Raw genomic sequence first — 26,252 nt, forward strand, 5'->3', positions numbered from 1 at the left:
TTGTATCAATATTCTGTGGTATTCAATAAAAAGCCCCTCAAAAGAGGGGCTTGAAGCAATTTTTGTAACTTGGCCTACGTAAAGGTGATAAGTTAATGCCAACTTTTCACTGCGTTTACGCGACGTCGCTGTTACTCGATTTAATCAATCTGAGGACCAGCCGCAACCAGGGATTTACCTTCAGCGTTGTCTGTGTATTTATCAAAGTTATTGATAAAGCGCGCTGCTAAATCTTTCGCTTTGCTTTCCCACTGAAGTGGGTCAACGTACGTGTCGCGAGGGTCTAGAATGCTAGGATCCACACCTGGTAGTGAAGTCGGTACTTCAAGATTGAAGATAGGAATGTGCTTAGTTGGTGCATCTTCAATCGAACCATCAAGAATCGCATCAATAATTCCGCGCGTATCTTGAATCGAGATACGTTTGCCAGTGCCGTTCCAACCTGTGTTCACTAGGTAAGCCTCAGCGCCTGCTGCTTCCATGCGTTTAACCAGTACTTCTGCGTATTTAGTTGGGTGAAGCGTTAGGAACGCCGCGCCGAAACAAGCAGAGAAAGTTGGTGTTGGCTCAGTAATACCGCGCTCTGTTCCCGCTAGTTTGGCGGTAAAGCCAGACAGGAAGTGGTACTTAGTTTGCTCAGGTGTCAATTTAGATACTGGAGGCAGTACGCCAAATGCATCGGCTGATAGGAAGATCACTTTATTCGCGTGACCGCCTTTTGATACTGGCTTAACGATATTATCGATATGGTAGATAGGGTAAGAAACACGTGTGTTTTCTGTTTTCGAACCATCATCAAAGTCGATAGAGCCATCGCCACGTACTGTTACGTTTTCTAGCAGTGCATCACGACGAATTGCGTTGTAGATGTCCGGCTCCGCTTCTTTCGAAAGTTTGATGGTTTTTGCGTAACAACCACCTTCGAAGTTGAAGACACCGTCATCATCCCAGCCGTGCTCATCATCACCAATTAGCGCACGTTTAGGATCAGTCGACAGGGTCGTTTTACCCGTACCAGATAGACCGAAGAATACCGCTACATCGCCATCTTTGCCCATGTTAGCGCTACAGTGCATTGATGCGATGTCTTTTAGTGGAAGGAAGTAGTTCATCATGGCGAACATACCTTTCTTCATTTCACCGCCGTACCAAGTACCACCGATAAGTTGCATGCGCTCGGTTAGGTTAAATACGGTGAAGTTTTCTGAGTTCAGGCCTTGCTCTTCCCATTTTGGATTAGTGCATTTTGCGCCATTCATTACTACGAAGTCTGGTTCAAATGTCGCTAACTCTTCTTCTGTCGGGCGAATAAACATGTTTTTAACGAAGTGCGCTTGCCATGCGACTTCTGTGATAACACGAATGCTCAAACGTGTATCTGGGTTTGCACCACAGTAACCGTCAACAACAAACAAGCGTTTGTTAGAAAGCTGGTTTGTGACCAGTTCTTTTAGCTCGTCCCACACTTCAGGAGTGATTGGCTTGTTATCATTTTTCACTTGATCAGACGTCCACCACATATGTTCTTCTGTCGTAGCGTCTTTGACGATGTATTTATCTTTTGGTGAGCGACCAGTAAAGATGCCAGTGTCAACGGCAACCGCACCTAGTTCAGTAACCACGCCGCGCTCATAACCGGTTAGGTCTTCACGCGTTTCTTCCTCAAACAACATTTCGTAGCTTGGGTTGCGAATAACCTCTTTTACGTTATGCAGTCCGTGCTTGGTTAGATCAAGTGTTGCAGCCTTAGTATGTTCCATAACGGTCATAGGTGCTCCTTATAAGGATTTTGTAGGGATTTTGTAAGAATGTTTTAATTTTAATCTGCTCACCATGCTAGCAACGGGGCGGGGAGAAAACAGGGAGATAGCTCAAAATTTACCCATGATTTCAATAAGGCTTTAGGTAACCCGTCACATATTGGTGGGAATAGTCTATCGTGCACGCAATCCTTTGCGCTAGGGCAAAATCATTATTAATTGTTTAAAATTAAGCAGTTGTTTTATTACGCTTGAGGCTAGTTATTACGAGGGGTTGATCACAAAAAGGCCAGCATTAAGCTGGCCTTTTGTAGGGTAAATTACGTGCTTGATAAGCTATGTAAATTAATGCAGGGTTTTCTTGTCCGTAGAAGCTTGTGCATACAGTTCAGTGACTTCAGATTCGTCGAACGTATAAGTTGTGCCACAGTAATCACAATGTAAAGAAACTGATCCAACTTCTGCCAAAATGTCATAAATTTCAGCTTTCTCAACGGTGATGATTGCGGCACCGCTACGCTCACGAGAACAGCCACAATGGAACTCGACAGGTTGCGGCTCGTACAGACGTACTTTGTCTTGGTTATATAGTCGATACAATAACTCGTTCGCTTCTAAACCAAACAATTCTTCATCTTTTACTGTGTCAGTGAGCTGCTCTAGATGTTCGAAATCATCTGGAGAGCCAGTGCCGTCAGGGATCACTTGAATCAACATACCTGCTGCGTGTGCTTTGCCTTCATGCTCACCAGTGCGGATCCATAGGCGCGTTTTTAACTGCTCTGAGTTTGCAAAGTAGCCTTCTAGCACTTCTGCTAAAGTGTCACCTTCTAGTCCAACGACGCCTTGGTAACGCTCGCCGTTTTTCGGTTCGATGGTGATCACAAGGTAGCCCTTACCCATTAGATCGTGAATGTTTGCGTCATCGGCAACATCGCCTTCCCAGCGAGCTACGCCACGAACACGTTGGTTATGGTCACCGTTGATAACGGCAAGAGACACAGGACCGTCGCCTTGTAGCTGGATGGTGATCGAACCTTCGAACTTAAGAGTGGCAGTTAAAAGAGTAGTTGAAACGAGTAGCTCACCCAGCAGTTTCTCTATTGCTGCCGGATATTCCTTGCTGGAGATAACACGTTGGTACGCTTCATCCAATTGTACCAACTCGCCACGTACTGAAAGATCTTCGAATAGGTAGCGGTTTAAAACATTATTTGCCATGGAGTGCTTTCCTCGTTGGTAATTCCGGCTTTTATTGGTGTTTGAACTTAATGATGTCTCGGCGCTGCTTTTTATCTGGGCGGCGTTCCGGACTTGGGTTGTGGGCATTAAGCTTACGTTGAGTCGCGTGTTCCTCACGTTTCGCGATACTCTCATTGGTTTCGCGATATAAGGTTTGTGCGATGGGAGCGCCTCGGCGTTGATCTGAGATTTGTTCGATTATCACGATTTTTTCTTCGTTGCCTTGACGAAGTCTGACTTCAGCGCCCACTTCAACGATTTTACTCGGCTTGCTTCGTTGGCCATTATAGTGGACTTTACCGCCATCGACCATGTTACGCGCGATGGAGCGGGTTTTGTAAAATCTTGCGGCCCATAGCCATTTATCTAGCCTAACGGCTTCATTTAGGGAACTCATAGAACACTACGCTATCTAATCACTGCCCGAATACGGCAATGAGTGATGGATTATTCACCTACAGATGGAGTCAAGGCGTATTTTTTTCAAGGGAGTTGGCAAAAACTGCATAAGAAAAAGGTATGAAAGACAACTTGTGATATAGTTCACTGCTCTTTGTTGAGTAATAATTTTATTGCAAATTTAGCAATTTAAAGTCGATAGCTATCGTTATAGCTTAAATGACGGACGTTAGAATAAAGGAATCCATTCAGTGAAACGTTTAGAGCTAAGTGCAGGATTATCAAGCAGACCGCTACTGGCTCAGATCAAGTCCAATCATTATACCATTCAAGCCAAACTTAGCTTGTTGCTTACCTGTCTGTTTATTGCGATAACCGGATGGATACTTGGCAAAATTGTGTGGTTAGCCATACCTCAATCGTCGGAAGTGCCGCAATGGCGTCCATCGGCGAGTAGCGTTGCTGCGAGCAATAAAGGCGACGCGATAGATTTTAATGCCCTTCAGAATGCCAACCTATTCGGTAAATACACTGAGCAAAAAGCGGTGGTTGTAGAACAGCCTATTGTTAAAGACGCCCCTAAGACGCGCCTTAACCTCACCCTAGTCGGTGCGGTTGCCAGCAGTGATGCCAATACCAGCCTTGCTGTTATTGCTAACCGAGGTAAGCAAGCTACGTACGGTTTGGGTGAAGAAATCGAAGGGACACGTGCGACGCTAAAAGCGGTATTGGTGGATCGCGTCATCATTGATAACCAAGGTCGAGACGAGACCTTAATGATGCAAGGTATAGAATATAAGAAGCTATCTGAATCGCCGCAGGTAGCTAGGGCGCAAGCTCAGCGAGCAGAAGCAGCGACGTCTGACGTTGGAGAGAAATTAGAGCAAATCCGCGAAGAAATTGCGAAAGATCCACAAAGCGTTTTTAAATACATCACCATTTCACCCGTCAAAAAAGACGGAGACATTGTTGGTTATCGAGTATCACCTGGTCGTGATGCCGCATTATTTAATGATGTAGGGCTACAACCTGGTGATATTGCGGTTCAACTGAACGGGATCGATTTAAGTGATCCGTCTTCTTCAGTACAACTGATGCAAGTGATGAGCGATCCGCAAGAATTAAATTTAACTGTTGAGCGAGACGGCCAACAGTACGATATCTATATCCAATTGTAAGACTTAGGCAACCGGCGTAAGTTCAGGGAGACATACGTGAAACATTGGTTCAGCAAAAGTGCTTGGCTACTAGCAGGAAGTTTACTCTGCGTACCAGGTGCAATGGCAAACGAATTTAGTGCGAGCTTTAAAGGCACTGATATTCAAGAATTCATCAACATAGTGGGTCGTAACCTCGAAAAGACCATCATTGTTGATCCTTCAGTACGCGGTAAGATCGATGTCCGCAGCTATGACGTACTTAACGAAGAGCAATACTACAGCTTTTTCCTTAATGTCCTTGAAGTATACGGTTACGCAGTCGTAGAAATGGACAATGGGGTACTTAAGGTTATCAAAGCAAAAGACTCAAAAACCTCAGCAATCCCTGTGTTAGGTGATGGCAGCGCGCAAGGCGATAGTGTTATCACTCGAGTTGTCGCGGTGCGTAATGTGTCGGTTCGAGAGTTGTCTCCTCTACTTCGTCAGCTGATTGATAACGCCGGTGCCGGTAACGTGGTTCATTATGATCCAGCGAATATTATCTTGATCACTGGTCGTGCGGCAGTAGTGAATCGCTTAGCAGAGATCATCAAGCGTGTTGACCAAGCCGGTGATAAAGAAATTGAATTGGTGGAGCTGCGTAATGCATCTGCTGCTGAAATGGTACGCATTGTCGAAGCACTGAATAAAAGTGCGAATCAGAAAAGCACGCCAGAGTTCCTTGAACCTAAAATTGTGGCCGATGAACGTACTAACGCGATTTTAATTTCTGGTGATCCAAAAGTAAGAGCCCGCTTGAAACGTTTAATTCGTCAACTTGATGTTGAAATGGCGACAAAAGGTAACAACCGAGTCGTGTACCTGAAAAATGCGAAAGCTGAAGACTTGGTGGATGTATTGAAAGGTGTTTCCGATAACCTGCAAGCTGAAAAGCAAGCCGGTCAGAAAACATCAGGTGCATCGCGTGGTGAGGTCGTCATTGCTGCTCACGCTGCAACTAACTCGTTAGTTTTAACAGCGCCACCAGATATTATGATGGCATTACAAGACGTCATTTCTCAACTCGATATTCGTCGTGCTCAGGTTCTTATTGAAGCGTTAATTGTCGAAATGTCTGAAGGTGATGGTATTAACCTAGGTGTTCAGTGGGGTTCATTAGAAACGGGTGCTGTAATTCAGTACGGTAACTCAGGAGCCCCGATTGGTCAGGTGATGGTTGGTCTAGAAGAAGCAAAAGATCAAACCCGAACTGAATACTATACCAACTCTAATGGCGAACGAACGCCATATGATGTTACTGAATCAGGTGACTACTCTACGCTAGCGTCAGCACTTAGCGGAGTAAATGGTGCGGCAATGAGTATTGTCATGGGTGACTGGACAGCGCTAATTAGTGCTGTTGCTTCTGACTCCAACTCAAACATTCTATCTTCGCCGAGTATTACCGTAATGGATAATGGCGAAGCATCATTTATTGTGGGTGAAGAGGTTCCGGTTATTACGGGCTCTACGGCTGGCTCAAACAACGACAATCCATTCCAAACGGTTGACCGTAAAGAAGTCGGTATCAAACTCAAAGTAGTGCCACAAATTAACGAAGGTGACTCTGTACAGTTAAACATTGAACAAGAAGTTTCCAACGTATTAGGCGCAAACGGTGCGGTTGACGTTCGCTTTGCTAAACGACAGTTAAACACCTCTGTCATGATCCAAGATGGTCAGATGTTGGTTCTTGGTGGTTTGGTCGATGAACGCGCACTTGAAAGTGAGTCCAAAGTGCCGCTATTGGGTGACATTCCGGTACTTGGCCATCTGTTCAAGTCAACTAGCACGCAAACAGAAAAACGTAACTTGATGGTGTTCATCAAGCCGACGATTATTCGCGATGGTGTGACGGCCGACGGTATTACGCAGCGTAAATACAACTTTATTCGCGCAGAACAGCTTTACAAAGCGGATCAAGGGTTGAAGTTGATGGCTGACGAGAAGATCCCGGTTATGCCTGCCTTTGGCCAGGAGCGTCAGCACCCAACAGAGATTCAAGCGTTTATTGATCAAATGGAAAACAACTAATGGTTGATATGTTAGACACAGCGCCAAGTATGCGTCGTCTGCCATTCAGTTTTGCCAACCGCTTTAAACTGGTGCTGGAGACAGAGCATCCTGAGCGTCCACCTATTCTTTACTATGTCGAGCCGCTTAACCCTGCGGCTCTGGTTGAAGTCCGTCGTGTATTAAAGAAAAGCTTCGTACCACAACCTATCGATAAAGAAGCCTTTGATAAAAAGCTGACCGAAGCATATCAACGTGACTCGTCTGAAGCGCGTCAGTTGATGGAAGATATTGGTGCTGATAGCGATGATTTCTTCTCTTTGGCTGAAGAACTGCCGCACGATGAAGACTTATTAGAATCGGAAGACGATGCGCCAATCATCAAATTGATCAACGCCATGTTGGGCGAAGCGATCAAAGAAGGTGCTTCGGATATTCATATTGAGACGTTCGAGAAAACCCTTTCGATTCGTTTCCGTGTCGATGGCGTATTGCGTGAAGTCCTGACTCCAAGCCGTAAGCTAGCGCCTTTGCTAGTTTCTCGTGTGAAGGTTATGGCTAAACTAGATATCGCAGAAAAGCGTGTGCCTCAAGATGGCCGTATTTCGTTGCGTATCGGTGGTCGTGCGGTGGACGTGCGTGTATCTACGATGCCGTCCTCACATGGTGAGCGCGTGGTAATGCGTTTGTTGGATAAAAACGCGACTCGTCTTGATTTACATAGTTTGGGCATGACACCTTCAGTGCATGACAACTTCCGTCACTTGATTGGCCGCCCTCACGGTATCATCTTGGTGACGGGCCCGACAGGTTCTGGTAAATCCACCACCTTGTATGCTGGCTTGCAAGAGATCAATAGCAACGAGCGCAACATTCTAACGGTTGAAGACCCGATCGAATTTGATATTGATGGCATCGGTCAAACTCAGGTGAACCCAAAGGTCGACATGACTTTTGCGCGTGGTTTGCGTGCCATTCTGCGTCAGGACCCGGATGTGGTGATGGTCGGTGAGATCCGTGACTTAGAAACCGCACAAATTGCAGTGCAAGCGTCCTTAACGGGTCACTTGGTAATGTCTACTCTCCACACCAACACCGCAGTGGGTGCGATTACGCGTCTACGTGATATGGGTATTGAGCCATTCCTTATTTCTTCTTCGTTATTAGGGGTGCTAGCGCAGCGCTTAGTTCGAACGCTTTGTCCAAGCTGTAAAGAGCCGTATGAAGCCGATGCTGAACAGAAGAAACTGTTTGGTATGGAAGCGCATGAACCACTAGAGCTACACCGTGCTAAAGGCTGCGAAGCGTGTAACCAAAAAGGTTACCGAGGTCGAACAGGTATCCACGAGCTCATTATGGTCGATGAGCAAGTGCAAGAATTGATTCACCGAGAGTCTGGTGAGCAAGAAATTGAGAGAGCCGTTCGCGCCCATACGCCAAGTATTCGCAGTGATGGTCTAAGCAAAGTACGTCGTGGTATTACGTCACTTGAAGAAGTGATGCGAGTGACGAAGGAAACCTAATGGCGGCATTTGAGTACAAAGCGCTAGATGCAAAAGGCAAGCATAAAAAAGGCACGATAGAAGGGGACAACGCCCGACAAGTGCGCCAGCGACTCAAAGAGCAAGGGATGATCCCGATTGAAGTGGTTGAGACGAAAGCTAAATCGGCTAAGTCTTCAGGCTCAGTCAGCTTTAAGCGCGGCATCTCAACATCTGAGCTGGCACTCATCACACGTCAATTGTCCACGTTAGTCCAATCAGGCATGCCTCTGGAAGAATGTTTGCGCGCGGTCTCTGAGCAGGCTGAAAAGCCGAGAATTCGTTCTATGCTGGCTGCGGTTCGCTCGAAAGTAACCGAGGGTTATCCGCTCGCCGACAGTTTTGCTGATTACCCACACGTGTTTGATGAACTGTACCGCTCTATGGTTGCGGCGGGCGAAAAATCAGGTCACCTCGATACCGTATTAGAGCGTTTGGCAGACTATGTCGAAAACCGCCAAAAGATGCGATCTAAATTGCTTCAAGCCATGATTTATCCTGTAGTTTTGGTGGTATTCGCGGTTGTCATCGTTTCGTTCTTATTGGCGACAGTGGTTCCTAAAATCATTGAACCCATCATTCAGATGGGCCAAGAGTTACCTCAATCGACGCAATTTTTACTGGCAGCCAGTGAGTTTGTGCAAGATTGGGGGCTGATTATTTTCGTTGTGCTGGTGGCGCTTTTCTATGGCCTCAAACTGGCGTTGCAAAAGCCAGACTTTCGCTTAGCTTGGGACAGAAAAATCTTGAGCTTACCGCTAATAGGTAAGATCTCTCGAGGTTTGAATACCGCACGATTCGCACGAACACTTTCGATCTGTACTTCCAGTGCTATTCCAATTCTCGAGGGTATGCGCGTTGCGGTAGATGTTATGTCTAACCGTTATGTGAAGCAGCAAGTCTTGCTTGCAGCGGATAACGTCCGAGAGGGCGCTAGTTTGCGTAAGGCGTTGGACCAAACTCGCTTGTTTCCACCAATGATGCTACACATGATCGCCAGTGGTGAGCAAAGTGGTGAATTAGAGAGCATGTTGACGCGGGCAGCCGATAACCAAGATCAAAACTTTGAATCAACAGTCAATATTGCTCTGGGTGTGTTTACTCCTGCGCTGATTGCATTAATGGCTGGATTAGTGTTGTTCATTGTGATGGCGACCTTGATGCCAATGCTAGAAATGAATAACTTGATGAGCGGATAATTTCGAATTAAGACGTGTCTACTAACGGCATGGCTTTAATCTAACTTTCGGAGAAAAAAATGAAGTTTAAGCGTAGTAAACAACAGGGTTTTACACTTTTAGAAGTGATGGTTGTTGTCGTTATCCTGGGTATTTTGGCAAGTTTTGTTGTTCCAAACCTATTGGGTAACAAAGAGAAGGCAGACCAACAAAAAGCGATTACGGACATTGTCGCGTTGGAAAATGCCTTAGATATGTACAAGTTGGACAATAGCGTTTACCCAACAACGGACCAAGGTCTAGAAGCATTGGTTAGCAAGCCATCTAACCCAGAGCCACGCAACTACCGTGATGGTGGTTACATCAAACGTCTTCCTAATGACCCTTGGGGCAACCAGTACCAATACTTAAGCCCAGGTGATAACGGTACAATCGATATCTTCACTCTAGGCGCAGATGGCCAAGAGGGTGGAGAAGGTCCAGCTGCAGATATTGGCAACTGGAACATGCAAGACTTCCAATAATTGAGCCTAAGCCAGCACTAATGAAACAAATGCGAAAACATAACGGTTTTACATTGATAGAAATTCTATTGGTGCTGGTTTTGCTATCTCTTACGGCTGTGGCCGTGATCTCGACGTTACCGACTAGCCAAAAAGATCTTTCCAAACAGTATGCTCAAAGCTTTTTTCAGCGTTTACAGCTGCTCAATGAAGAAGCGGTGCTGAGCGGTAAAGATTTTGGCGTTCGAGTGGATGATGCCAAATCGACCTACGCTCTACTGAGTTTAACCTCAGAAGGTTGGCAGCCTCTGAAATTAAAGCAGATTCCGAGCAAAACCAAGCTAGAAGAAGATATTACGCTACAACTCGAGCTCGGAGGTGGTGCTTGGGATAATGATGAGCGCTTATTCAAACCAGGTTCTCTTTTTGATGAAGACATGTTCGCAGAAGAAGAGGACGAAAAGAAAATTGAGCCACCGCAAGTGTTTATATTTTCCAGCGCCGAAGTCACGCCATTTACCCTGTCTTTTTTTCCGCAAAATGGTGATGCCTTTAATGACGGTTGGCGAGTCATTGGCAAAGAAAGTGGACAAATTTTGTTATTAGCTCCGGGCGAAGAAGTGAAAGAGGATGAGAATGCGCAATTTTAAGCAAGCTCACCCAAATTTGAGTCATCGCCGGACGAGAGGCATGACCTTACTGGAAGTATTGGTCGCACTGGCAATTTTCGCCACCGCTGCCATCAGTGTCATTCGCTCCGTGAGCCAGCATATTAATACAATCAGTTATTTAGAAGAAAAAATGTTTGCAGCCATGGTTGTGGATAATCAGATGGCAAATGTGATGTTGAATACCGGAGAACTCAAAGCGAAAAACGGCACAGAAGAGCTGGCAGGACGCACTTGGTTCTGGAAAGTCACGCCAGTCGCCACGACGCAGCCATTGCTGAAAGCATTTGATGTGAGCGTCTCGGTAGAGAAAAGCGCGAGCCCTGTAGTAACGGTACGAAGCTATGTGGCGCAATAATAATCCCCGCGCAAATACGCGCCAAAGGGTAAAAGGTTTTACACTTATTGAAGTGTTGGTATCGATTGCCATCTTTGCCAGTTTAAGTGTCGCTGCGTACCAAGTGGTATCGCAAGTACAGCGTAGCAATGCGCTATCACAAGAACGAACCCAACGCTTAAACGAAATTCAGCGTGCCATGGTGATGATGGATAACGATTTTCGTCAAATGGCGATGCGTCAAACACGTACTAATGGTGAAGAGCCTGCTAGCCGGCTAATTTTTTGGTCCGATTACCTGTTGGACTCCGATACCAAAGGACTGATGTTTGCCCGTTTAGGTTGGCACAACCCTCAGCAGCAGTTCCCTCGTGGAGAAGTAACCAAGGTTGGCTATCGCTTAAAAGAAGAAACACTACAGCGAGTATGGTGGCGCTATCCTGATACGCCGGTTGGGCAACAAGGTACTGTTACTCCATTGCTAACGCAGGTCGAGTCATTTGATATGCGTTTCTATGATGGTAAGCAATGGAAAAAAGAGTGGGCTGAAGAAAAAGCGCTGCCGAAAGCGGTTTCTGTTGTTCTAACTCTCAAAGACTATGGAGAAATTACCCGCACTTATCTCACTCCTGATGGCACATTGAGTCAGAAAGAGGAAAGTTCAGGAGACAGCAATAATGGTTAACCGTCAGCGCGGTGTTGCTTTGATTATAGTGTTGATGTTGCTGGCGATTATGGCGACGGTTGCCGCCAGCATGTCGGAACGTTTGTTCTTGCAGTTTCAGCGAGGCGCTAATCAAATCAATTACCAGCAAGCGTACTGGTACAGCCTTGGCGTCGAGGCGCTAGCAAAAGTGGGTATCGAACAAAGTTATAAAGACACCGATACGATTAATATGAGTCAACCGTGGGCGATAAAAGAGCAAGTCTATCCGTTAGATTATGGTCAAGCGGCGGGACGAATTAGAGACAAGCAAGCGTGCTTTAATCTAAATGTATTGAGTCGTGTGCAACCAACGGGTCAGCAAATTACAAGACCATATTTAGTGAATGTATTGCAGCGCATATTAGAAGAGTTGGATGTCGAGCCATATCAAGCAGAAATCATTGCAGACTCTACTTGGGAATACATTGATGCTGATGACTCTGTCCGTTCGACTACTGGGGTTGAAGACAGCACATATGAAGCGATGAAACCTTCCTATTTGGCATCAAATGGTTGGATGGCAGATGCTTCCGAGTTACGGGCTGTCTATCAGGTGAGTGGTGAAATTTTCCAAAAATTGGAGCCGTTGGTCTGTGCATTGCCAAGTGATGACTGGCGTTTAAACGTGAATACGATTGATGTTGAGCAAGCTCCGATTTTGGTGGCAATGTTCTCACCAAACTTAAGCAGTAGTGATGCGATTCAGCTAATTGAAAAACGCCCATTTGATGGGTGGGATAGCATTGATGAATTTTTAGCAGAGTCAGAAATGGCTGGCTTAAGTGAAGATGTAAAGAAAAACGCCAAAGGCTATTTGGGTGTAGATAGCGCCTTTTTTGAATTGGATGCACAAGTGTTGGTGGATGAATCACGTGTACGTATCCGAAGCCTTTTGCAAAGTACAAATAGAGAAACGGTGACCGTAGTTCGCCGTCGTTTTGGAGGGATCAGTGAGCGAGTTTCTGACCGTTCGGCTGAGTAGCGAACAACAAAGTACCATTCCTTGGGTGGTGTGGTCGACAGATCAACAGGAAGTGATTGCTAGCGGTGAAATCGCCGGGTGGGAACACTTAGATGAATTGGTCTCATATGCTGGTCAGCGCCAAGTTGTGGCGCTGTTGGCGAGTAATGATGTAGTCCTGACGCAAGTGGATATACCACCTGGTGCAACACGCCAATTCGAGGCTATGTTACCGTACTTAGTGGAAGACGAAGTTGCTCAGGACGTTGATGGCCTGCACTTTAGCGTGTTGGGTAAACAAGCGGATAAAGCGCAGATTTGCGCAGTTGAACGTGCTTGGATTCAGACTGTACTGCAACGTTTCTCAAGCCAAGGTATCGCCATTAAACGCATTTTACCCGATGTGCTTGCGTTACCGGTTCGTGGAGATCACAGCAGTGCTGCAATGATTGGCGAGCAATGGCTAATTCGTCACTCTGCGACAGAGGGCGCGGTTGTCGACGCTTCTTGGTTAGACCTTTACCTCTCTTCTTATCTACAAAATCATGAAGGTTGGAAGCTCGATTGCTTTAGCTCGGTCCCGGAATCTGCGTTACCTGAAATATGGGATCCGCAACCAGAAGAAATGACGATGGCTTTACTGGCGAAGGGGGTGACAGAAAGCAAAGTCAATTTGCTGACTGGGATCTTCAAGCCGAAATCTTCTTGGGGTAAATACTGGAAGCTCTGGCAAAAAGCCACCATTGCTGCGGGGGTGCTTATCGTCGTTATGGTTGCGCAGCAGTTGCTCGTGGTCCATAAGTACGAAGCACAAGCTCAAGCGTATCGTGAGGAGAGTGAGCGTATTTTCCGCCAGGTGTTCCCAAATAAACGACGCATTCCTACCGTTAGTTACCTCAAACGACAAATGGATGATGAAGAGCGCAGCTTATCTGGTGGAAGTGGTCAGCAGGCAATGTTGTCATGGTTGGCGGCATTACCCGCGACACTTGGTCAGGTCAGCGACTTGGAGATCACTAGCTTTAAATACGACGGACAACGTGGCGAAGTACGTATTCAGGCTCGTAGTTCAGACTTCCAACCTTTTGAGCAGGCTCGTGTGAAATTGGCAGAGAAGTTTAATGTTGAGCAAGGTCAGTTGAACCGTAGCGATAACGTTGTGGTTGGCAGCTTTGTTTTGAAGCGTTTGTGAGGTGATGATGAAAAACTTAATTTCTCAAGCTCAGGTTTGGTGGAGCAGCATCTCGCAGCGTGAGCAGCGTTTGGTCATGGGATGTGGCGCTATTGCCGTTATCGGTATTATTTATTGGGGTTTATTACAGCCAATGAGCCAACGTGCGGAGCTAGCTCAGTCACGTATTCAAAGCGAAAAACAGTTGCTAGCTTGGGTACAAGATAAAGCGGATGGCATCATTGCACTGCGAAAAAGCAGCGGTGTGAGCTACTCTAGTCAACCGTTGAATCAGTTGGTTTCTTCTTCAGCTCGTCGTTATAAAGTTGAGTTGATTCGCGTACAACCTCGTAATGAGAGCGTTCAAGTGTGGATCAAACCACTCGCGTTTAATCAACTAGTGGATTGGTTACGTTACTTGAAAGAGCAGCAGGGTATTGAAGTCGAATTTTTAGATATCGACCGAACAGAGCAAGCGGGCATGATCGATGTAAACCGCCTTCAGTTTAAGCGAGGTTAAGGTGAAGCGAGCAGTACTTTACGTTGTTATCTTTATCGTCTTTTTTTCAGTCAGTCTTTTAATGGGATTACCAGTCTCTTGGGTGTTACAACAAGCACCAACAGTGAGAGGCCTGGACATTCAAGGAACCAACGGTTCGGTATGGCAAGGTCAAGCTTCTAGTATTCGTTGGCAGCGCCAGAACCTTGGAGAAGTTAATTGGGATTTCCAATGGTCGAGTCTACTGACAGGTAAAGCTGAGTTTGCTGTGCGCTTTGGTCGTGGTAGTGAAATGGACGTTCGTGGGCGCGGTTTTGTCGGCTATAGCTTAAGTGATGGCCCTTATGCCAAAAACTTAGTTGCCTCGATTCCGGCGGTAAAAGTTGTTGAGCAAGCGCGCCTCCCTGTGCCTGTTGGTGTTGATGGGCAACTTGAGCTGAATATTCGTCATGCGACTTATGCTGCGCCTTGGTGTAAGAACGGTGAAGGCACTTTAGTATGGAATGCCAGTGGTATTCAAAGCCCCGTTGGCAGCTTAGATCTCGGTCCTGTGATTGCCGATATAAACTGTCAGGGTAGTGTATTGACGGCAACTGGTGAGCAGAGCAGCGAACAAGTCTCTGCGGCGTTCTCAGCAGAGCTGATGCCTAATCAACGATACTCAACCAAAGCGTGGTTCAAACCTGGAGCAGAGTTCCCATCCAGCATGGGGGAGCAATTGAAATGGTTGGGTAAGCCGAATGCTCAAGGTCAATATGAGTTTAATTACCAAGGGCGCTTCTAACCAATCGTGACAAAATCCAATATCTTAAAAGAGCTGCTATTGTGCAGCTCTTTTTGCTTTTGGATCATCGTAAGCTAAAACCTCTATTCGCTGTACATTCGATCTTGATTGGGAATGAGTGAAAGTTTAAAACCATGATTTTTAATTGATTTGTTTTCTTTCGTTCAGCTTTGCAAGCAATTGGAACATAGTAGGCCAAATACTCCAAGTGCTGTACAGAAGGTCAAAAAGAAAAGGCCACGAAGATATTCGTGGCCTTTCTATTGCTAGAATTTTGTGCTCTAAATTTTACCGATAGGGCGCTTAATCTTTGCGTTGTAAAATCTCATTCCAAGGTAAATCCGCATCACCAAGAACAATAAAGTTCGGGTTTTCTAGTGTTTCCCGCTCGTTATATGACAGCGGTTCTAATTGCGTGCTGAGAATACGTCCGCCAGCTTCTTCAACAATGCATTGTGTCGCAGCGGTGTCCCACTCACCTGTTGGACCTAGTCGGAGATAGCAATCTACCGCCCCTTCCGCGACGAGGCATGCTTTCAATGCTGCAGAACCGAGCGGTATTAAGTCGTAATTCCAGGCGCTACTCATACGGTTAGTAATACGATTGATGTCTTGGCGACGACTAATAGCAATTGCGATGCTTTGCTCTGGCTGTTCGTGTTTGTGTGTATGGATTTTGACGCTGTCCGACATGTCGGGAATTTTCCAGGCGCCTTTGCCATTATAAGCGTAGTAAGTCACGCCAGATACAGGGCCGTAAACGACGCCCATGGTTGGTCGATTGTTGTCGACCAACGCAATAATAGTGGCAAAGTCACCACTGCGAGCGATGAATTCTTGAGTACCATCAAGAGGGTCGACTAACCAATAACGTTCCCACTGAGCGCGTTGCTCTAAGCTTATGTCTGCGTCTTCTTCTGACAACACGGGAATGTCAGGCGTCAGATCACTCAAGCGTTCAGTGATGAACTTGTGAGCTGCAATATCTGCACTTGTTACGGGAGTTTCGTCACTTTTGGTGTAGGCCTCGTATTGCTTCTTTTCATATATTTCGAGGATCATTTGCCCAGCACTGCGGGCAATCTCGATGACTTGAGGAAGTAGGTGAGATAGATCTTTTGTCATTGGCATAAGTGATAGTCCTTACTCACAGTGTTATTCGGTTCTAATGACCGTTATTGGTTATGCTTGTGAGTGGTGTTTGGTAAGTGTTTCAGTGCCAACATTAGCGCTGTGATGCTTCGTGCTTCACAGAAATCCATGTGAGTTAATAACTCTTCGGCTTGCGCAAGTGGCCAACGCACAATTTCCAGTGGTTCAGGCTCATCGCCTTCTTGCTTCTCTGGATAAAGCGCCTGTCCTAAAAATAGAGTCATTTTGCTCGAAAAGTAAGATGGCGCGAGGATAACTTGTTTCAACGGGGTTAACTGATTACAGCCAAAGCCGATTTCTTCTTTTAACTCACGATCCGCAGCTTGGTGTGGTGTTTCTCCTGGGTCAATCAGCCCTTTTGGGAAACCTAGCTCGTAGCGTTCAGTTCCAGCGGCGTATTCACGCACCAGTAATAAATCGCCTTGTTCTGTTACAGGGACTACCATTACAGCATCTCGTCCACTTGGCTTCATACGCTCATAAGTACGGTGCTCACCATTGGAAAAACGAAGGTCGAGCGCTTCCACAGCAAACAGTTTGGATTTTGCAACCGTCTGGCATGAGAGTATCTCTGGTGGGGTTCGTTTCGGCATGACGCTGGCTCCTTGGTGTCGTTGGCGTTTACGAGATGCGTAAGATTCTTAATATATGAGAACTCCGCCTGAGTTTCTAGCGGATTTTACGAGTCGAGCTAAGCATCTCAGCATCACCTCAGTATCGATACAAAAATGGGAGACCGAAGCCTCCCATTTTCTGACAGTGTTTACTCTTAGTAGTAAGAGTGATCACCACGGTCATGTTCTGTAGCATCACGAACTGCGGTTAGTTCACCAATGAACTGGTTTAGCAGTTCTTTCTCGATGCCTTCTTTTAGTGTTACGTCAACCATAGAACAGCCATTACAACCACCACCAAATGCAACAATCGCAACACCGTCTTCAGTGATCTCAACCAAGTTTACGTGACCACCGTGGCCAGCAAGTTGTGGGTTCACTTGAGTTTGGATAACGTACTCAACGCGCTCAACCAGTGGTGCGTCGTCCGCAACTTTACGCATTTTAGCGTTAGGTGCTTTTAGCGTTAGCTGAGAGCCCATTTTATCGGTAACAAAATCGATTTCAGCGTCTTCAAGGAATGGCAGGCTTAGCTCATCCACGTAAGCTGAAAAACCGCTGTAAGAGAGTTCAGTGTCGGTCGATTCTACTGCTTCTGGTGGGCAGTAAGACACGCCACACTCAGCGTTTTGTGTACCTGGGTTCACAACGAAAATACGAATGTTAGTGCCTTCAGGTTGTTGACCTAAAAGGTTAGCGAAATGCGTTTGCGCAGTTTCTGTAATAGTAATATTTGACACGACGAATACCCGAGTAAATTTGTAGGTTACTGCTGCTATTCTACTCTTGTTGACGTATGGGTCTAGTCTTTTTGATGCTAAGGCATGGCGAAGCGATCTAGAGAGAACGAGGAGCAGGTGTTCTGCAGATGCAGTAAATATCGATGCTTTCTACGCCAACTTCAAGTAGTAAATGACATAATTGTCGGACGGTACTGCCTGTGGTGACTACATCATCGACGATGGCAACATGGGAAGAGTGAGGTTGCTTATTGAGAATAAACGCGCCTTTTAAGTTTTGTTCACGGCTTGTTTTGGTATTACCACGCTGTGATTGGGCGAGCTTTACTCGACGAAAGACCTTCGCATCAAAATTAGTCTGCAATTGCTTGGCGAGGTGTCGGGCTAAAACATCACTTTGATTAAAACCCCGGCGCAGGTAACGCTGCCAGTGCAATGGCACACTGGTAATGATTGGAGCTGGCGTGGTGATGCGCTGTGCCAGTTGCTCGGTTAATGCTTTTACATGCCAAGACTCTCCGTGATCTTTAAAGCGTTGTACTTCCCGTGAAAGGGGAAAGTCGTAATCGCCTAACGTGTATAGCCTTTGCCATGGCGGTGGCTCTGAAAGACATTCACCACAAATACTATCCGTACTCATTTCTTCTTTCTGTAATGATAAACCGCAGCGTTGACATCGTTTTACCGGAGTTAGGTATTTTAAACAGTGCTCGCACCAGCGCAGAGTATTTGTGTGGCTTGGTGTTTGAATAGGGAACCGACACAGGCCGCATTGACTGCTCAATACACGATGCATGATGTTTTGCCAGTGATGAGATAACATAGCGTTTATTCATGATGATATTTTACTCAGCCTAACGCTTGGCTGAAGCCGTAGGGAATAAAATAAGTGGGAGAGATTGAGAGCATGAGCACGAAATTACACTGGCAGTCATTTGGTCAGGGACCAGATTTGGTGTTACTTCATGGGTGGGGCATGAATGGTGCGGTATGGCAGCAGACAGTCGAGTCTCTTCAACCTTATTTCCGAGTTCATGTGGTTGACCTTCCGGGGTACGGACATAGCGCCGAATCTCATGCTGAAGATTTAGACCATATTGCTAACTTGGTGGTGCAAGGTGCGCCAGAGAAAGCGATTTGGCTTGGTTGGTCCCTCGGAGGTTTAGTGGCGACGCATGTGGCATTAAATATGCCCGAGCGCGTGGCTAAGTTGATTACGGTTGCCAGCTCACCTAAATTTGCCGCAGAAAAACCGTGGCGCGGCATTCAACCGAATGTACTGAGTGCGTTCACCTCTCAGTTGCTAGAAGATTTCTCACTGACCATTGAGCGCTTTATGGCGTTGCAAGCGATGGGCAGCCCATCAGCGCGTAAAGACGTTAAACAGCTCAAGCAAGCGATACTATCGCGCCCTCAGCCAAACCCTGAATCGCTGTTGGTTGGGCTAAACATCCTTGCTGATGTGGATCTGCGCGATGCGTTGACGTCTCTTTCTGTTCCAATGTTGCGTCTTTATGGCCGTTTAGATGGGTTGGTGCCAATTAAAGTAGCTAACGATTTAAGTGAACAGTTGCCTCATACCCAGCAGTTTGTTTTTAATCAGTCCTCTCATGCGCCTTTTATCACCGAACATGACGAATTTTGTGTTCAAATCCGAGAGTTTGCTCACGATTGAGCAAGTGCGAGCGGAAACACCTCAAGTTGTTTAAAAAGTGGTCGATATAAAGGCTGGTGAGGTTTTATTAGCCAATAAAGCTAAGCCATATTGACGAGTTGGGCGACTCTGAGGAGGGTTCGCAATGATTGTGTCACCGACCAACGTAAGTGTGCCACTGATCGCCCCATCCGTGAATGTGCAGACGGAACAAGCAGCTCGCGACAATAAAGTCCGAGAGCCTGTAACGCCAACGGTCGCATTGGCCAAAACCAATGCAGAGCGAAAAGTAAAAGGTGATGACAAGCGCCGACGTCAGTCTTCTTGGGATCCTTCAGAGCATCCTGATTATGATATGGAAACGGAAGTCGACACGCGTTATCAAGAAGAGCCGGAAGATACACTAGAACGGCTTTTTAGTTTGCTTGCGCTCAAATCGTATAGTGAAGACCAGGGGAAAGGCTACGCGATCCGCTTTCGCTTACCAAAGCGCATTTTGGATGCTGCGATCAATGAAGGATTAATGGAAAAGCGCAGGAAGGTGATCAAGTTTCATTATGGTCATGCAGTCGCTCCCCATACCCCGTCAGAAGTGATAGCAGTATTATGACGACTCAATATCCTACTCAAACAAAAACGCTCCAAGCAGGTTGACTGATTGGAGCGTTTTCTTTTTAGTTATGAAAGCTCGTTAGCGGTGAAGCCTAGGTAAGGTTACTTTTTCGCTTTAGCAAACGCTGCAGCAAACGCACCGCCCATCGCGCTGTTCGATGACGAATCATCACGGCGAGGCTGACGACGCTGCGGTTGGTCATTACGACGTGGCGCTGCTGATGAGCGTTGGCTGCGGTTGTCTTGACCCGGTTCGTCGTTCATACGCATCGATAGACCAATACGCTTACGCTGCACGTCAACTTCCATCACTTTCACTTTGACGATGTCGCCCGCTTTCACCACTTCACGTGGGTCAGACACATAACGATCTGTCAGTGCAGAAATATGCACAAGACCATCTTGGTGAACGCCGATATCAACGAAGGCACCGAAGTTGGCTACGTTAGACACCACGCCTTCTAGAATCATGCCCGGTTCCAAGTCAGATACCGAGTTTACACCTTCTGCAAAGGTCGCCGTTTTGAATTCTGGACGTGGGTCACGACCCGGCTTGTCTAACTCTTTGATGATGTCTGTAATGGTTGGAACGCCGAAGTTATCGTCGGTGTAATCGACCGCATGCAGACCTTTAAGGAAGCTTGAATCACCAATCAGTGCTTTGATGTCTTTGTTGTTCTTCTCAGAAATCGCTTTGACCACTGGGTACGCTTCTGGGTGAACCGCAGACGCATCAAGTGGGTTCTTACCATCCATAATACGCAGGAAGCCCGCACACTGCTCGAACGCCTTAGGACCTAAACGAGGTACTTTCTTCAAGGTTGTACGTGCTTCGAAGCGGCCGTTCTCATCGCGGAAGTCGACAATGTTCTGCGCGATGGTGCTTGATAAGCCTGCTACGCGCGTCAGTAGCGCCGCAGAAGCAGTGTTCACATCAACACCAACCGCGTTTACACAGTCTTCCACAATCGCATCTAGGCGTTTTGCCAACATAGATTGGCTTACATCGTGCTGGTATTGACCCACACCAATAGATTTCGGATCAATTTTCACGAGTTCAGCCAATGGATCTTGCAAACGACGTGCAATCGACACTGCACCACGCAGTGATACGTCCATATTCGGGAACTCTTTTGCTGCAAGCTCAGACGCAGAGTAAACCGAAGCCCCCGCTTCACTTACGATGATCTTCTGAACTTTCAGGTTGCCACGTTTGATGACGTCTGCGACAAAGCTGTCGGTTTCACGTGAAGCCGTACCGTTACCAATCGCAATCAAATCCACATTGTACTTACGCACCAACTGATCAACGATTTGTGCTGACTTGTCGTATTGTTTTTGTGGTGGGTGAGGGTAGATGGTTTCGGTTGCAAGCACTTTACCTGTTGAGTCGACAACCGCGATTTTTGAACCTGTACGCAGACCCGGATCGAGGCCAAGTGTTGCACGAGGGCCAGCCGGTGCTGCCATCAACAAGTCTTTTAGGTTAGTGGCGAATACTTCAATCGCTTCGATTTCAGCGCGCTCTTTCATTGCGCCCATTAGCTCGGTTTCCATGTGCATCGATACTTTGATGCGCCATGCCCAGCTGATCACTTGCTTACGCCAGGTATCCGCCGGTGCGCTGCTTAGCGTTACGCCATAATGGTCGGCGATAATCGTTTCGCAGTAAGACTGACGAGCGCCTTCTTCCTGTTCTGGATCAGCGTTCATCGCCAATGTCAGGAAGCCTTCGTTACGGCCGCGTAGCATCGCCAGTGCGCGGTGCGATGGCACTTTGCTTAGGGGCTCGTTGTGGTTGAAGTAATCTTTAAACTTCTCGCCTTCTTGCTCTTTGCCTTCAACGACTCGTGAAACCAGTTCCGCATTGCGATTTAAGTGGTTGCGAATTTTTTCCAGTAAGTTTGCGTCTTCTGCGATGCGCTCCATGATGATCGCGCGAGCGCCATCCAATGCAGCTTTGGTGTCTGCGATGCCTTTGTCTGCATCAAGGTATTTGCTTGCTTCGCTTTCTGGCTCGGTTTGTGGATGATTCCAAAGTTGATCTGCGAGTGGCTCAAGACCAGCCTCAATCGCGATCTGACCTTTCGTACGACGCTTGGGTTTGTAAGGTAGGTATAAGTCTTCAAGACGAGTTTTGCTGTCTGCCTGCGCGATCTCTTGTTCTAGCTCTGGCGTCAGTTTGCCTTGCTCTTGGATTGATTTGAGGATGGTTTGACGGCGATCATCCATTTCACGAAGGTAAGACAGACGGCTGTCCAAAGTACGCAGCTGGGTATCATCAAGGCCCCCCGTCACCTCTTTGCGGTAACGAGCAATAAAAGGGACAGTGTTGCCATCATCAATTAGGGTGACAGCGGCGTTGACTTGCTCTGGGCGAACATTCAGTTCTTGAGCAATCATGCGACAGATAGCTTGGCTCATCCGTGTTTTCTCTTTTAATTCGGTTTGGGTTGTATAGAACATTGGGGTCATTCGAAGAATTTGCAATGTTTTAAATTAACGAGGCAAAAATTTACCGGGCGCTGGTGGACATCAGTCAGATTTATGTCAAAACTGTAATTAAATTGAGAACTTATATCCGCAGTTATCGACTAACCTAATTCCACGGTTGTTGATATCACTAAATGTACCTCGGCTTATACGGATAATCATGATGAAAAAAATGTCTTTGGCGTTAGCGCTTACGAGTGCCTTACTTGTCGCCCCGCTTAGTTGGGCGCAATCTATCTCAGGAACCACACAAGCTCCCGTTTATCAGCTCGATAACAAATTGGTACTAGGGCGTGTGGAGAGCGTCTACTACAGTGACATTCCGGAACTAAAAGCGGTGCCATTTATTGGCAAGATTGATACTGGTGCAGATACGACATCGATGCATGCGGAGAATATCCATGTCAGTAGCTCACACCCAGATTACCAAGATTTGAAAGATAACGAGTTACTTTGGGCGATTGTCGATGACTTAGGTGGTACGAAGGCAAAGTGGGACGCCGACAGCTTTAAGCCATATCAAGTAAAGGTTAGCTTTACGGTTCCTCACCCTTATACAGGGAAGGAAATACAGATTACCGATGATCTGGAAAGAGTGAGCGCGATTCGCAGCCGAACAAGCAAAAAGCCCATCCTACGCCCGACAATAAAAATGCCGATGACAATCGCTGGTCACACCGTTGATACGGAAGTGAACCTGACCAAGCGTACGCAATTCTCTTCTCCTATCTTGATTGGTAAAACCTATCTCGATGATAACGCATGGGTCTTCGCTGGTTACGATTACCTTCAAGAACAGCCACGCGCAAAAATGATTGGCAAAAAAGAGACGGTTGAAGTCGAAGGTGTGCCATATAAGATCAGCATCTCAACTTCTAGCCGTTATACCAACGTCCATGCACTGGACATCAAGGTAGACAAAAAGCATAACGAAGTCTCTTTTATGTTAGAGGGCGAGAATGGCAAGCGTCATCCAATGACATTACCCTTGGTACGAATGCTGAAAACGACCAAAAGCGAGCGCCCTTTAGTCTATTTACCCGTCAAAGTCGGCGAAAATGAAACTCAACGTTGGTTGGTGTATCTGCGTGATCGCAGTAAGTTCAGTTCGCAAATTCACTTAGGTCGGGACGTCGCGAGTCAGCACTTTGTTATTGATACGGACAGAGAAAATCTACTGGGTGGCGTAGAAAAAACGTTCAAAAGCGCGCTCAAATCAAAACCTCTTGTCGTTTCACCAGAAGAACAGGTCACCATTGATGGTTATACCGTCCCTGCTTACCCCACTTTTACTGTGAAAACGCCATTACTGCGTGTAAATGGGTTTGAAGTAACAGAAAAAGGTAAGGATGAGTCCGTCACGTTTTATTTAATGAACGATGAGGGGAAAGAAGAAAAAATCACCAAACCAGTGTTGAAAAAGCTCAAGGTTGGCAGCGCGGTGCGCCCTGTTGTTGAAGGAGACTTTCTTCTCGGTAGGAAAGACACATCAATGAAGTTTGCGCTCGATGTGCTTGATGAGGGTGACACTCAACCCTTTTTCGTCTTTGGTCATGACATAGCCAAGGGGGGTGTGTTGCTGAACACTCGCGCAGACCATCTACTAGATGTAAGGCCACTTTTCAAAGCTGGCCATATCGAAGTGGCGGAAGTTGAGGGGATGTCTTTCCCTGTGAAGTTAGACACGGGTGCAGATGTAAGCTCAATCAATGCTAAGAACATCAAGCAGTTTAAGAAAGACGGCAAAGACATGGTGAGCTTTACCTATGAGAACGATCTTGGCATGAAACAGGCGTTTACTAAGCCTGTTGTTGACGTCATGCGTATTAAAGCGAAGAAAGGCGAGAAAGCGAACGTACGCCCTGTGGTTGAAATGCATGTTAAGCTTGGCGAATTAGAGAAGAAGATCCGAGTCAACTTACAGGACCGAGGTCGCTTCCATTACAGCATGATTTTAGGTAAAAACTTCCTAAAACATGGCGCGGTTGTTTCGAGTGATACGAATTACATCGTGACGCAAAAACCGGATTACGAAAAGTAACACTCTGGCCGCCTTATCACCTTGATACCCAAAGCCTGAAAAACATTGGATCTTTGGGTATATCATCTCCTTAATGCTGCCAAAGAGCAGCATTTTTTAGTTGAGATAGGAGTTAATTTGAAAACTAAGCTGATTACACGAGAAGGTTACAACAAACTCAAACAAGAGCATGATTACCTTTGGAATGAAAAGCGCCCGGAAATCACCAAGATCGTCACTTGGGCTGCGAGCCTGGGCGATCGCTCAGAAAATGCGGATTACACCTTCAATAAACGTTTACTCCGTCAGATCGACCGTCGTGTCCGCTTCCTTCGTAAATTCCTGCCAGAAGTCACGATCGTTGACTATTCTCCGCAACAAGAAGGCAAAGTCTTTTTTGGTGCATGGGTGGAAATAGAAAATGAGGCAGGAGAAGTGAAAAAGTTTCGTATTGTCGGGCCTGAAGAGATTTATGGCGATGCGAAAGACTACATCTCTATCGATTCACCTATGGCGCGAGCGATGTTGAAAAAACAAGTGGATGAAGAGTTCACGGTACGCACCCCAGAAGGTGAAAAAGAGTGGTTCATCAACTCAATTGAATACACTCAACCGGCCTCGGAAGACTGAGGCTTTATCACCGATTCAAGTCTCATGAAGTTCACTAGAAGTGACTTGGGTCTCAACGTCAGAATATTTGGTATAAAGGCATGGTGCCTTTCTCGGAGAAGTAAAATGAACAAAGCAGTCATGTGTAGTGCTGCACTAACAATAGGTTTCTCACTTTCAGTTTTTGCTCAAGATGAAGTGAAAGGCTGTGACGCTAAAGAGTTAGCGGTAGAGCAGCAGCTTGAGTATGCAAAAGCGCAAGGTAATGAGCATCGCATTAAAGGCTTGGAGCAAGCACTTTCCGCTATCCAGAATGAATGCTCGGAAGGTGAGCTGCGCCAAGAGCTGCAAACAGAAGTGGAAGAAAAGACTAAAGAAGTTGAGGAGCGAGAGGAAGAATTAGTCGAAGCTCAGCATTCAGGGAAAGCAGACAAAATTGAGAAAAAACGTCACAAGCTGGCTGAGGCACAGCAAGAGCTGCTTGAGGCCAAACGTGAACTGGAATGGAATTATGGTCAATAGTAGGTGCTGAAAATATCTGCTAGAGAGAGAATAAAGCGCTTAAGATAAAAAGAGTAACAATTTGCTTGAGCACGTTAGGAAAAACAGTGATACATTTTCGACAATAGACGCTTCTGAAAGGATGTTTCAATGCAAGAAAATCATAAAATTTTAGTGGTTGATGACGATGCTCGTTTACGTGCTCTATTGGAGCGTTACCTTTCTGAGCAAGGTTTTCAGGTACGAAGTGTCGCCAATGGCGAACAGATGGATCGCCTACTAACGCGCGAAAACTTTCACTTAATGGTGCTAGACCTAATGTTGCCAGGTGAAGACGGTTTGTCAATTTGTCGTCGTCTACGCCACGCGAACAATATGTTGCCAATCTTAATGCTCACCGCGAAAGGTGATGAAGTGGACCGCATCGTAGGTCTTGAGGTAGGGGCGGATGATTATTTGCCAAAACCGTTTAACCCACGCGAATTATTGGCTCGCATCAAGGCCGTATTACGCCGCCAAACCGTAGAGTTGCCGGGTGCACCAAGCACGGAAGAAAAAGTGGTGGAGTTCGGGGAGTTCCGACTCAATCTAGGCACTCGCGAGATGTTCCGCGGTGACGAGGCAATGCCACTCACCTCTGGAGAGTTTGCTGTTCTAAAGGCGCTCGTGATGAATGCACGTGAGCCAATGTCACGAGACAAATTGATGAACATGGCGCGTGGCCGTGAATATTCTGCAATGGAACGTTCTATTGACGTACAAATCTCACGTTTACGTCGCATGTTAGAAGACGATCCGAGCAAGCCGCGCTACATTCAAACCGTATGGGGCCTAGGTTATGTTTTCGTCCCAGACGGCAAAGAGGTGTAATCTCTTCACTCCATAGCCAGCACTTG

At 46.5% G+C, this 26,252-nt stretch carries 26 protein-coding genes; 18 read left to right on the forward strand and 8 right to left on the reverse strand.

Annotation, left to right across the window (positions count from 1 at the left end):
- Positions 1 to 140: 140 nt before the first annotated feature.
- The 3 genes from pckA to hslR all read right to left on the reverse strand — a co-directional run bounded on the left by pckA (position 141) and on the right by hslR (position 3,399).
- Entirely contained in the window at positions 141 to 1,769 is a 1,629-nt protein-coding gene (pckA, locus tag N646_RS11535) for a phosphoenolpyruvate carboxykinase (ATP) (protein WP_017820689.1), read from the reverse strand.
- 336 nt (positions 1,770 to 2,105) lie between these two features.
- Positions 2,106 to 2,981, reverse strand: coding sequence for an Hsp33 family molecular chaperone HslO (hslO, locus tag N646_RS11540; protein ID WP_005379290.1), 876 nt, complete (start codon positions 2,979 to 2,981; stop codon positions 2,106 to 2,108).
- A gap of 31 nt (positions 2,982 to 3,012) precedes the next feature.
- Positions 3,013 to 3,399: a ribosome-associated heat shock protein Hsp15 gene (hslR, locus tag N646_RS11545; RefSeq protein ID WP_005379292.1), complete on the reverse strand. Its 387-nt coding sequence runs from the start codon at positions 3,397 to 3,399 to the stop codon at positions 3,013 to 3,015.
- 253 nt (positions 3,400 to 3,652) lie between these two features.
- Between hslR and gspC the strand changes: the two genes are divergently transcribed.
- Genes gspC through N646_RS11605 form a run of 12 tightly spaced genes read left to right on the forward strand, consistent with a single transcriptional unit; the run spans position 3,653 to position 14,961 of the window.
- Positions 3,653 to 4,579 (forward strand): type II secretion system protein GspC, encoded by a 927-nt coding sequence (gene gspC / locus N646_RS11550; RefSeq protein ID WP_017820690.1) that lies wholly within the window; start codon positions 3,653 to 3,655, stop codon positions 4,577 to 4,579.
- A gap of 36 nt (positions 4,580 to 4,615) precedes the next feature.
- The gene (gene gspD / locus N646_RS11555; RefSeq protein ID WP_005379295.1) at positions 4,616 to 6,634 is read left to right on the forward strand and encodes a type II secretion system secretin GspD; all 2,019 of its coding nucleotides are present in this window, start codon (positions 4,616 to 4,618) and stop codon (positions 6,632 to 6,634) included.
- Positions 6,634 to 8,136, forward strand: a complete 1,503-nt coding sequence (gene gspE, locus N646_RS11560; RefSeq protein WP_005379296.1) for a type II secretion system ATPase GspE — start codon at positions 6,634 to 6,636, stop codon at positions 8,134 to 8,136. The genes gspD and gspE overlap by 1 nt, the downstream gene beginning before the upstream one ends.
- Positions 8,136 to 9,353: a type II secretion system inner membrane protein GspF gene (gene gspF, locus N646_RS11565; RefSeq protein WP_005382993.1), complete on the forward strand. Its 1,218-nt coding sequence runs from the start codon at positions 8,136 to 8,138 to the stop codon at positions 9,351 to 9,353. The genes gspE and gspF overlap by 1 nt, the downstream gene beginning before the upstream one ends.
- A 59-nt stretch (positions 9,354 to 9,412) precedes the next feature.
- On the forward strand, positions 9,413 to 9,856 hold the full coding sequence (gene gspG / locus N646_RS11570) for a type II secretion system major pseudopilin GspG (RefSeq protein WP_005379298.1): 444 nt from the start codon (positions 9,413 to 9,415) through the stop codon (positions 9,854 to 9,856).
- Between the two features lie 29 nt (positions 9,857 to 9,885).
- On the forward strand, positions 9,886 to 10,485 hold the full coding sequence (locus N646_RS11575) for a prepilin-type N-terminal cleavage/methylation domain-containing protein (RefSeq protein ID WP_017635010.1): 600 nt from the start codon (positions 9,886 to 9,888) through the stop codon (positions 10,483 to 10,485).
- Positions 10,472 to 10,861, forward strand: coding sequence for a type II secretion system minor pseudopilin GspI (gspI, locus tag N646_RS11580; protein ID WP_017820691.1), 390 nt, complete (start codon positions 10,472 to 10,474; stop codon positions 10,859 to 10,861). Before N646_RS11575 ends, gspI begins: the two co-directional genes overlap by 14 nt.
- Complete coding sequence (gene gspJ, locus N646_RS11585; RefSeq protein ID WP_017820692.1) at positions 10,848 to 11,525, forward strand: type II secretion system minor pseudopilin GspJ; 678 nt, start codon at positions 10,848 to 10,850, stop codon at positions 11,523 to 11,525. Before gspI ends, gspJ begins: the two co-directional genes overlap by 14 nt.
- Positions 11,518 to 12,528, forward strand: coding sequence for a type II secretion system minor pseudopilin GspK (gspK, locus tag N646_RS11590; RefSeq protein WP_017820693.1), 1,011 nt, complete (start codon positions 11,518 to 11,520; stop codon positions 12,526 to 12,528). The genes gspJ and gspK overlap by 8 nt, the downstream gene beginning before the upstream one ends.
- Positions 12,497 to 13,699 carry a type II secretion system protein GspL gene (gene gspL / locus N646_RS11595; protein ID WP_017820694.1) on the forward strand — a complete coding sequence of 401 codons (1,203 nt, stop codon included), beginning with the start codon at positions 12,497 to 12,499 and terminating at the stop codon, positions 13,697 to 13,699. Before gspK ends, gspL begins: the two co-directional genes overlap by 32 nt.
- A gap of 7 nt (positions 13,700 to 13,706) precedes the next feature.
- A complete protein-coding gene (locus N646_RS11600) occupies positions 13,707 to 14,198 on the forward strand; it encodes a type II secretion system protein M (protein WP_005379305.1) in 492 nt (163 codons plus the stop codon).
- Between the two features lies 1 nt (position 14,199).
- On the forward strand, positions 14,200 to 14,961 hold the full coding sequence (locus N646_RS11605; protein ID WP_017820696.1) for a type II secretion system protein N: 762 nt from the start codon (positions 14,200 to 14,202) through the stop codon (positions 14,959 to 14,961).
- Positions 14,962 to 15,264: 303 nt separating this feature from the next.
- Here the strand turns inward: N646_RS11605 and cysQ are convergent, their stop codons facing one another.
- The 4 genes from cysQ to N646_RS11625 form a co-directional block, all read right to left on the reverse strand.
- On the reverse strand, positions 15,265 to 16,092 hold the full coding sequence (gene cysQ / locus N646_RS11610; protein WP_005379308.1) for a 3'(2'),5'-bisphosphate nucleotidase CysQ: 828 nt from the start codon (positions 16,090 to 16,092) through the stop codon (positions 15,265 to 15,267).
- Between the two features lie 44 nt (positions 16,093 to 16,136).
- Entirely contained in the window at positions 16,137 to 16,706 is a 570-nt protein-coding gene (gene nudE / locus N646_RS11615) for an ADP compounds hydrolase NudE (protein WP_005379309.1), read from the reverse strand.
- A gap of 176 nt (positions 16,707 to 16,882) precedes the next feature.
- On the reverse strand, positions 16,883 to 17,467 hold the full coding sequence (gene nfuA / locus N646_RS11620) for a Fe-S biogenesis protein NfuA (RefSeq protein ID WP_005379313.1): 585 nt from the start codon (positions 17,465 to 17,467) through the stop codon (positions 16,883 to 16,885).
- A 97-nt stretch (positions 17,468 to 17,564) separates the two neighbouring features.
- Positions 17,565 to 18,290 carry an amidophosphoribosyltransferase gene (locus tag N646_RS11625; protein ID WP_025998648.1) on the reverse strand — a complete coding sequence of 242 codons (726 nt, stop codon included), beginning with the start codon at positions 18,288 to 18,290 and terminating at the stop codon, positions 17,565 to 17,567.
- A gap of 84 nt (positions 18,291 to 18,374) precedes the next feature.
- On the opposite strand from N646_RS11625, the gene bioH reads away from it, so the two are divergent.
- Both bioH and N646_RS11635 read left to right on the forward strand, forming a co-directional pair.
- Complete coding sequence (bioH, locus tag N646_RS11630; RefSeq protein WP_021707605.1) at positions 18,375 to 19,142, forward strand: pimeloyl-ACP methyl ester esterase BioH; 768 nt, start codon at positions 18,375 to 18,377, stop codon at positions 19,140 to 19,142.
- Between the two features lie 124 nt (positions 19,143 to 19,266).
- Entirely contained in the window at positions 19,267 to 19,731 is a 465-nt protein-coding gene (locus N646_RS11635; RefSeq protein WP_005379316.1) for a hypothetical protein, read from the forward strand.
- Between the two features lie 104 nt (positions 19,732 to 19,835).
- On the opposite strand, the gene N646_RS11640 is transcribed toward N646_RS11635, so the two are convergent.
- On the reverse strand, positions 19,836 to 22,157 hold the full coding sequence (locus tag N646_RS11640) for a Tex family protein (protein WP_017820698.1): 2,322 nt from the start codon (positions 22,155 to 22,157) through the stop codon (positions 19,836 to 19,838).
- A gap of 229 nt (positions 22,158 to 22,386) precedes the next feature.
- Between N646_RS11640 and N646_RS11645 the strand changes: the two genes are divergently transcribed.
- The 4 genes from N646_RS11645 (at position 22,387) to ompR (ending at position 26,226) form a co-directional block, all read left to right on the forward strand.
- On the forward strand, positions 22,387 to 24,267 hold the full coding sequence (locus tag N646_RS11645; RefSeq protein ID WP_021034092.1) for an ATP-dependent zinc protease family protein: 1,881 nt from the start codon (positions 22,387 to 22,389) through the stop codon (positions 24,265 to 24,267).
- Between the two features lie 117 nt (positions 24,268 to 24,384).
- The gene (gene greB, locus N646_RS11650) at positions 24,385 to 24,876 is read left to right on the forward strand and encodes a transcription elongation factor GreB (RefSeq protein ID WP_005379321.1); all 492 of its coding nucleotides are present in this window, start codon (positions 24,385 to 24,387) and stop codon (positions 24,874 to 24,876) included.
- A gap of 105 nt (positions 24,877 to 24,981) precedes the next feature.
- Complete coding sequence (locus N646_RS11655; protein WP_005379332.1) at positions 24,982 to 25,377, forward strand: DUF1090 domain-containing protein; 396 nt, start codon at positions 24,982 to 24,984, stop codon at positions 25,375 to 25,377.
- 129 nt (positions 25,378 to 25,506) lie between these two features.
- Positions 25,507 to 26,226 (forward strand): osmolarity response regulator transcription factor OmpR, encoded by a 720-nt coding sequence (gene ompR, locus N646_RS11660; protein ID WP_005379333.1) that lies wholly within the window; start codon positions 25,507 to 25,509, stop codon positions 26,224 to 26,226.
- Positions 26,227 to 26,252 lie beyond the last annotated feature (26 nt).

Origin of the sequence: Vibrio alginolyticus NBRC 15630 = ATCC 17749 (assembly GCF_000354175.2) — a bacterium.
GTDB lineage: Bacteria > Pseudomonadota > Gammaproteobacteria > Enterobacterales > Vibrionaceae > Vibrio > Vibrio alginolyticus.

Coding starts and splice junctions, on each gene's coding strand:
- N646_RS11655 (WP_005379332.1), top strand. CDS start 24,982: ATGAACAAAGCAGTCATGTGTAGTGCTGCACTAACAATAGGTTTCTCA.
- gspI (WP_017820691.1), top strand. CDS start 10,472: ATGCGCAATTTTAAGCAAGCTCACCCAAATTTGAGTCATCGCCGGACG.
- N646_RS11575 (WP_017635010.1), top strand. CDS start 9,886: ATGCGAAAACATAACGGTTTTACATTGATAGAAATTCTATTGGTGCTG.
- N646_RS11600 (WP_005379305.1), top strand. CDS start 13,707: ATGAAAAACTTAATTTCTCAAGCTCAGGTTTGGTGGAGCAGCATCTCG.
- hslR (WP_005379292.1), bottom strand. CDS start 3,399: ATGAGTTCCCTAAATGAAGCCGTTAGGCTAGATAAATGGCTATGGGCC.
- gspJ (WP_017820692.1), top strand. CDS start 10,848: ATGTGGCGCAATAATAATCCCCGCGCAAATACGCGCCAAAGGGTAAAA.
- gspK (WP_017820693.1), top strand. CDS start 11,518: ATGGTTAACCGTCAGCGCGGTGTTGCTTTGATTATAGTGTTGATGTTG.
- pckA (WP_017820689.1), bottom strand. CDS start 1,769: ATGACCGTTATGGAACATACTAAGGCTGCAACACTTGATCTAACCAAG.
- bioH (WP_021707605.1), top strand. CDS start 18,375: ATGAGCACGAAATTACACTGGCAGTCATTTGGTCAGGGACCAGATTTG.
- hslO (WP_005379290.1), bottom strand. CDS start 2,981: ATGGCAAATAATGTTTTAAACCGCTACCTATTCGAAGATCTTTCAGTA.
- N646_RS11625 (WP_025998648.1), bottom strand. CDS start 18,290: ATGTTATCTCATCACTGGCAAAACATCATGCATCGTGTATTGAGCAGT.
- nudE (WP_005379309.1), bottom strand. CDS start 16,706: ATGCCGAAACGAACCCCACCAGAGATACTCTCATGCCAGACGGTTGCA.
- N646_RS11635 (WP_005379316.1), top strand. CDS start 19,267: ATGATTGTGTCACCGACCAACGTAAGTGTGCCACTGATCGCCCCATCC.
- N646_RS11645 (WP_021034092.1), top strand. CDS start 22,387: ATGATGAAAAAAATGTCTTTGGCGTTAGCGCTTACGAGTGCCTTACTT.
- cysQ (WP_005379308.1), bottom strand. CDS start 16,092: ATGCCAATGACAAAAGATCTATCTCACCTACTTCCTCAAGTCATCGAG.
- gspE (WP_005379296.1), top strand. CDS start 6,634: ATGGTTGATATGTTAGACACAGCGCCAAGTATGCGTCGTCTGCCATTC.
- ompR (WP_005379333.1), top strand. CDS start 25,507: ATGCAAGAAAATCATAAAATTTTAGTGGTTGATGACGATGCTCGTTTA.
- N646_RS11640 (WP_017820698.1), bottom strand. CDS start 22,157: ATGAGCCAAGCTATCTGTCGCATGATTGCTCAAGAACTGAATGTTCGC.
- gspF (WP_005382993.1), top strand. CDS start 8,136: ATGGCGGCATTTGAGTACAAAGCGCTAGATGCAAAAGGCAAGCATAAA.
- gspG (WP_005379298.1), top strand. CDS start 9,413: ATGAAGTTTAAGCGTAGTAAACAACAGGGTTTTACACTTTTAGAAGTG.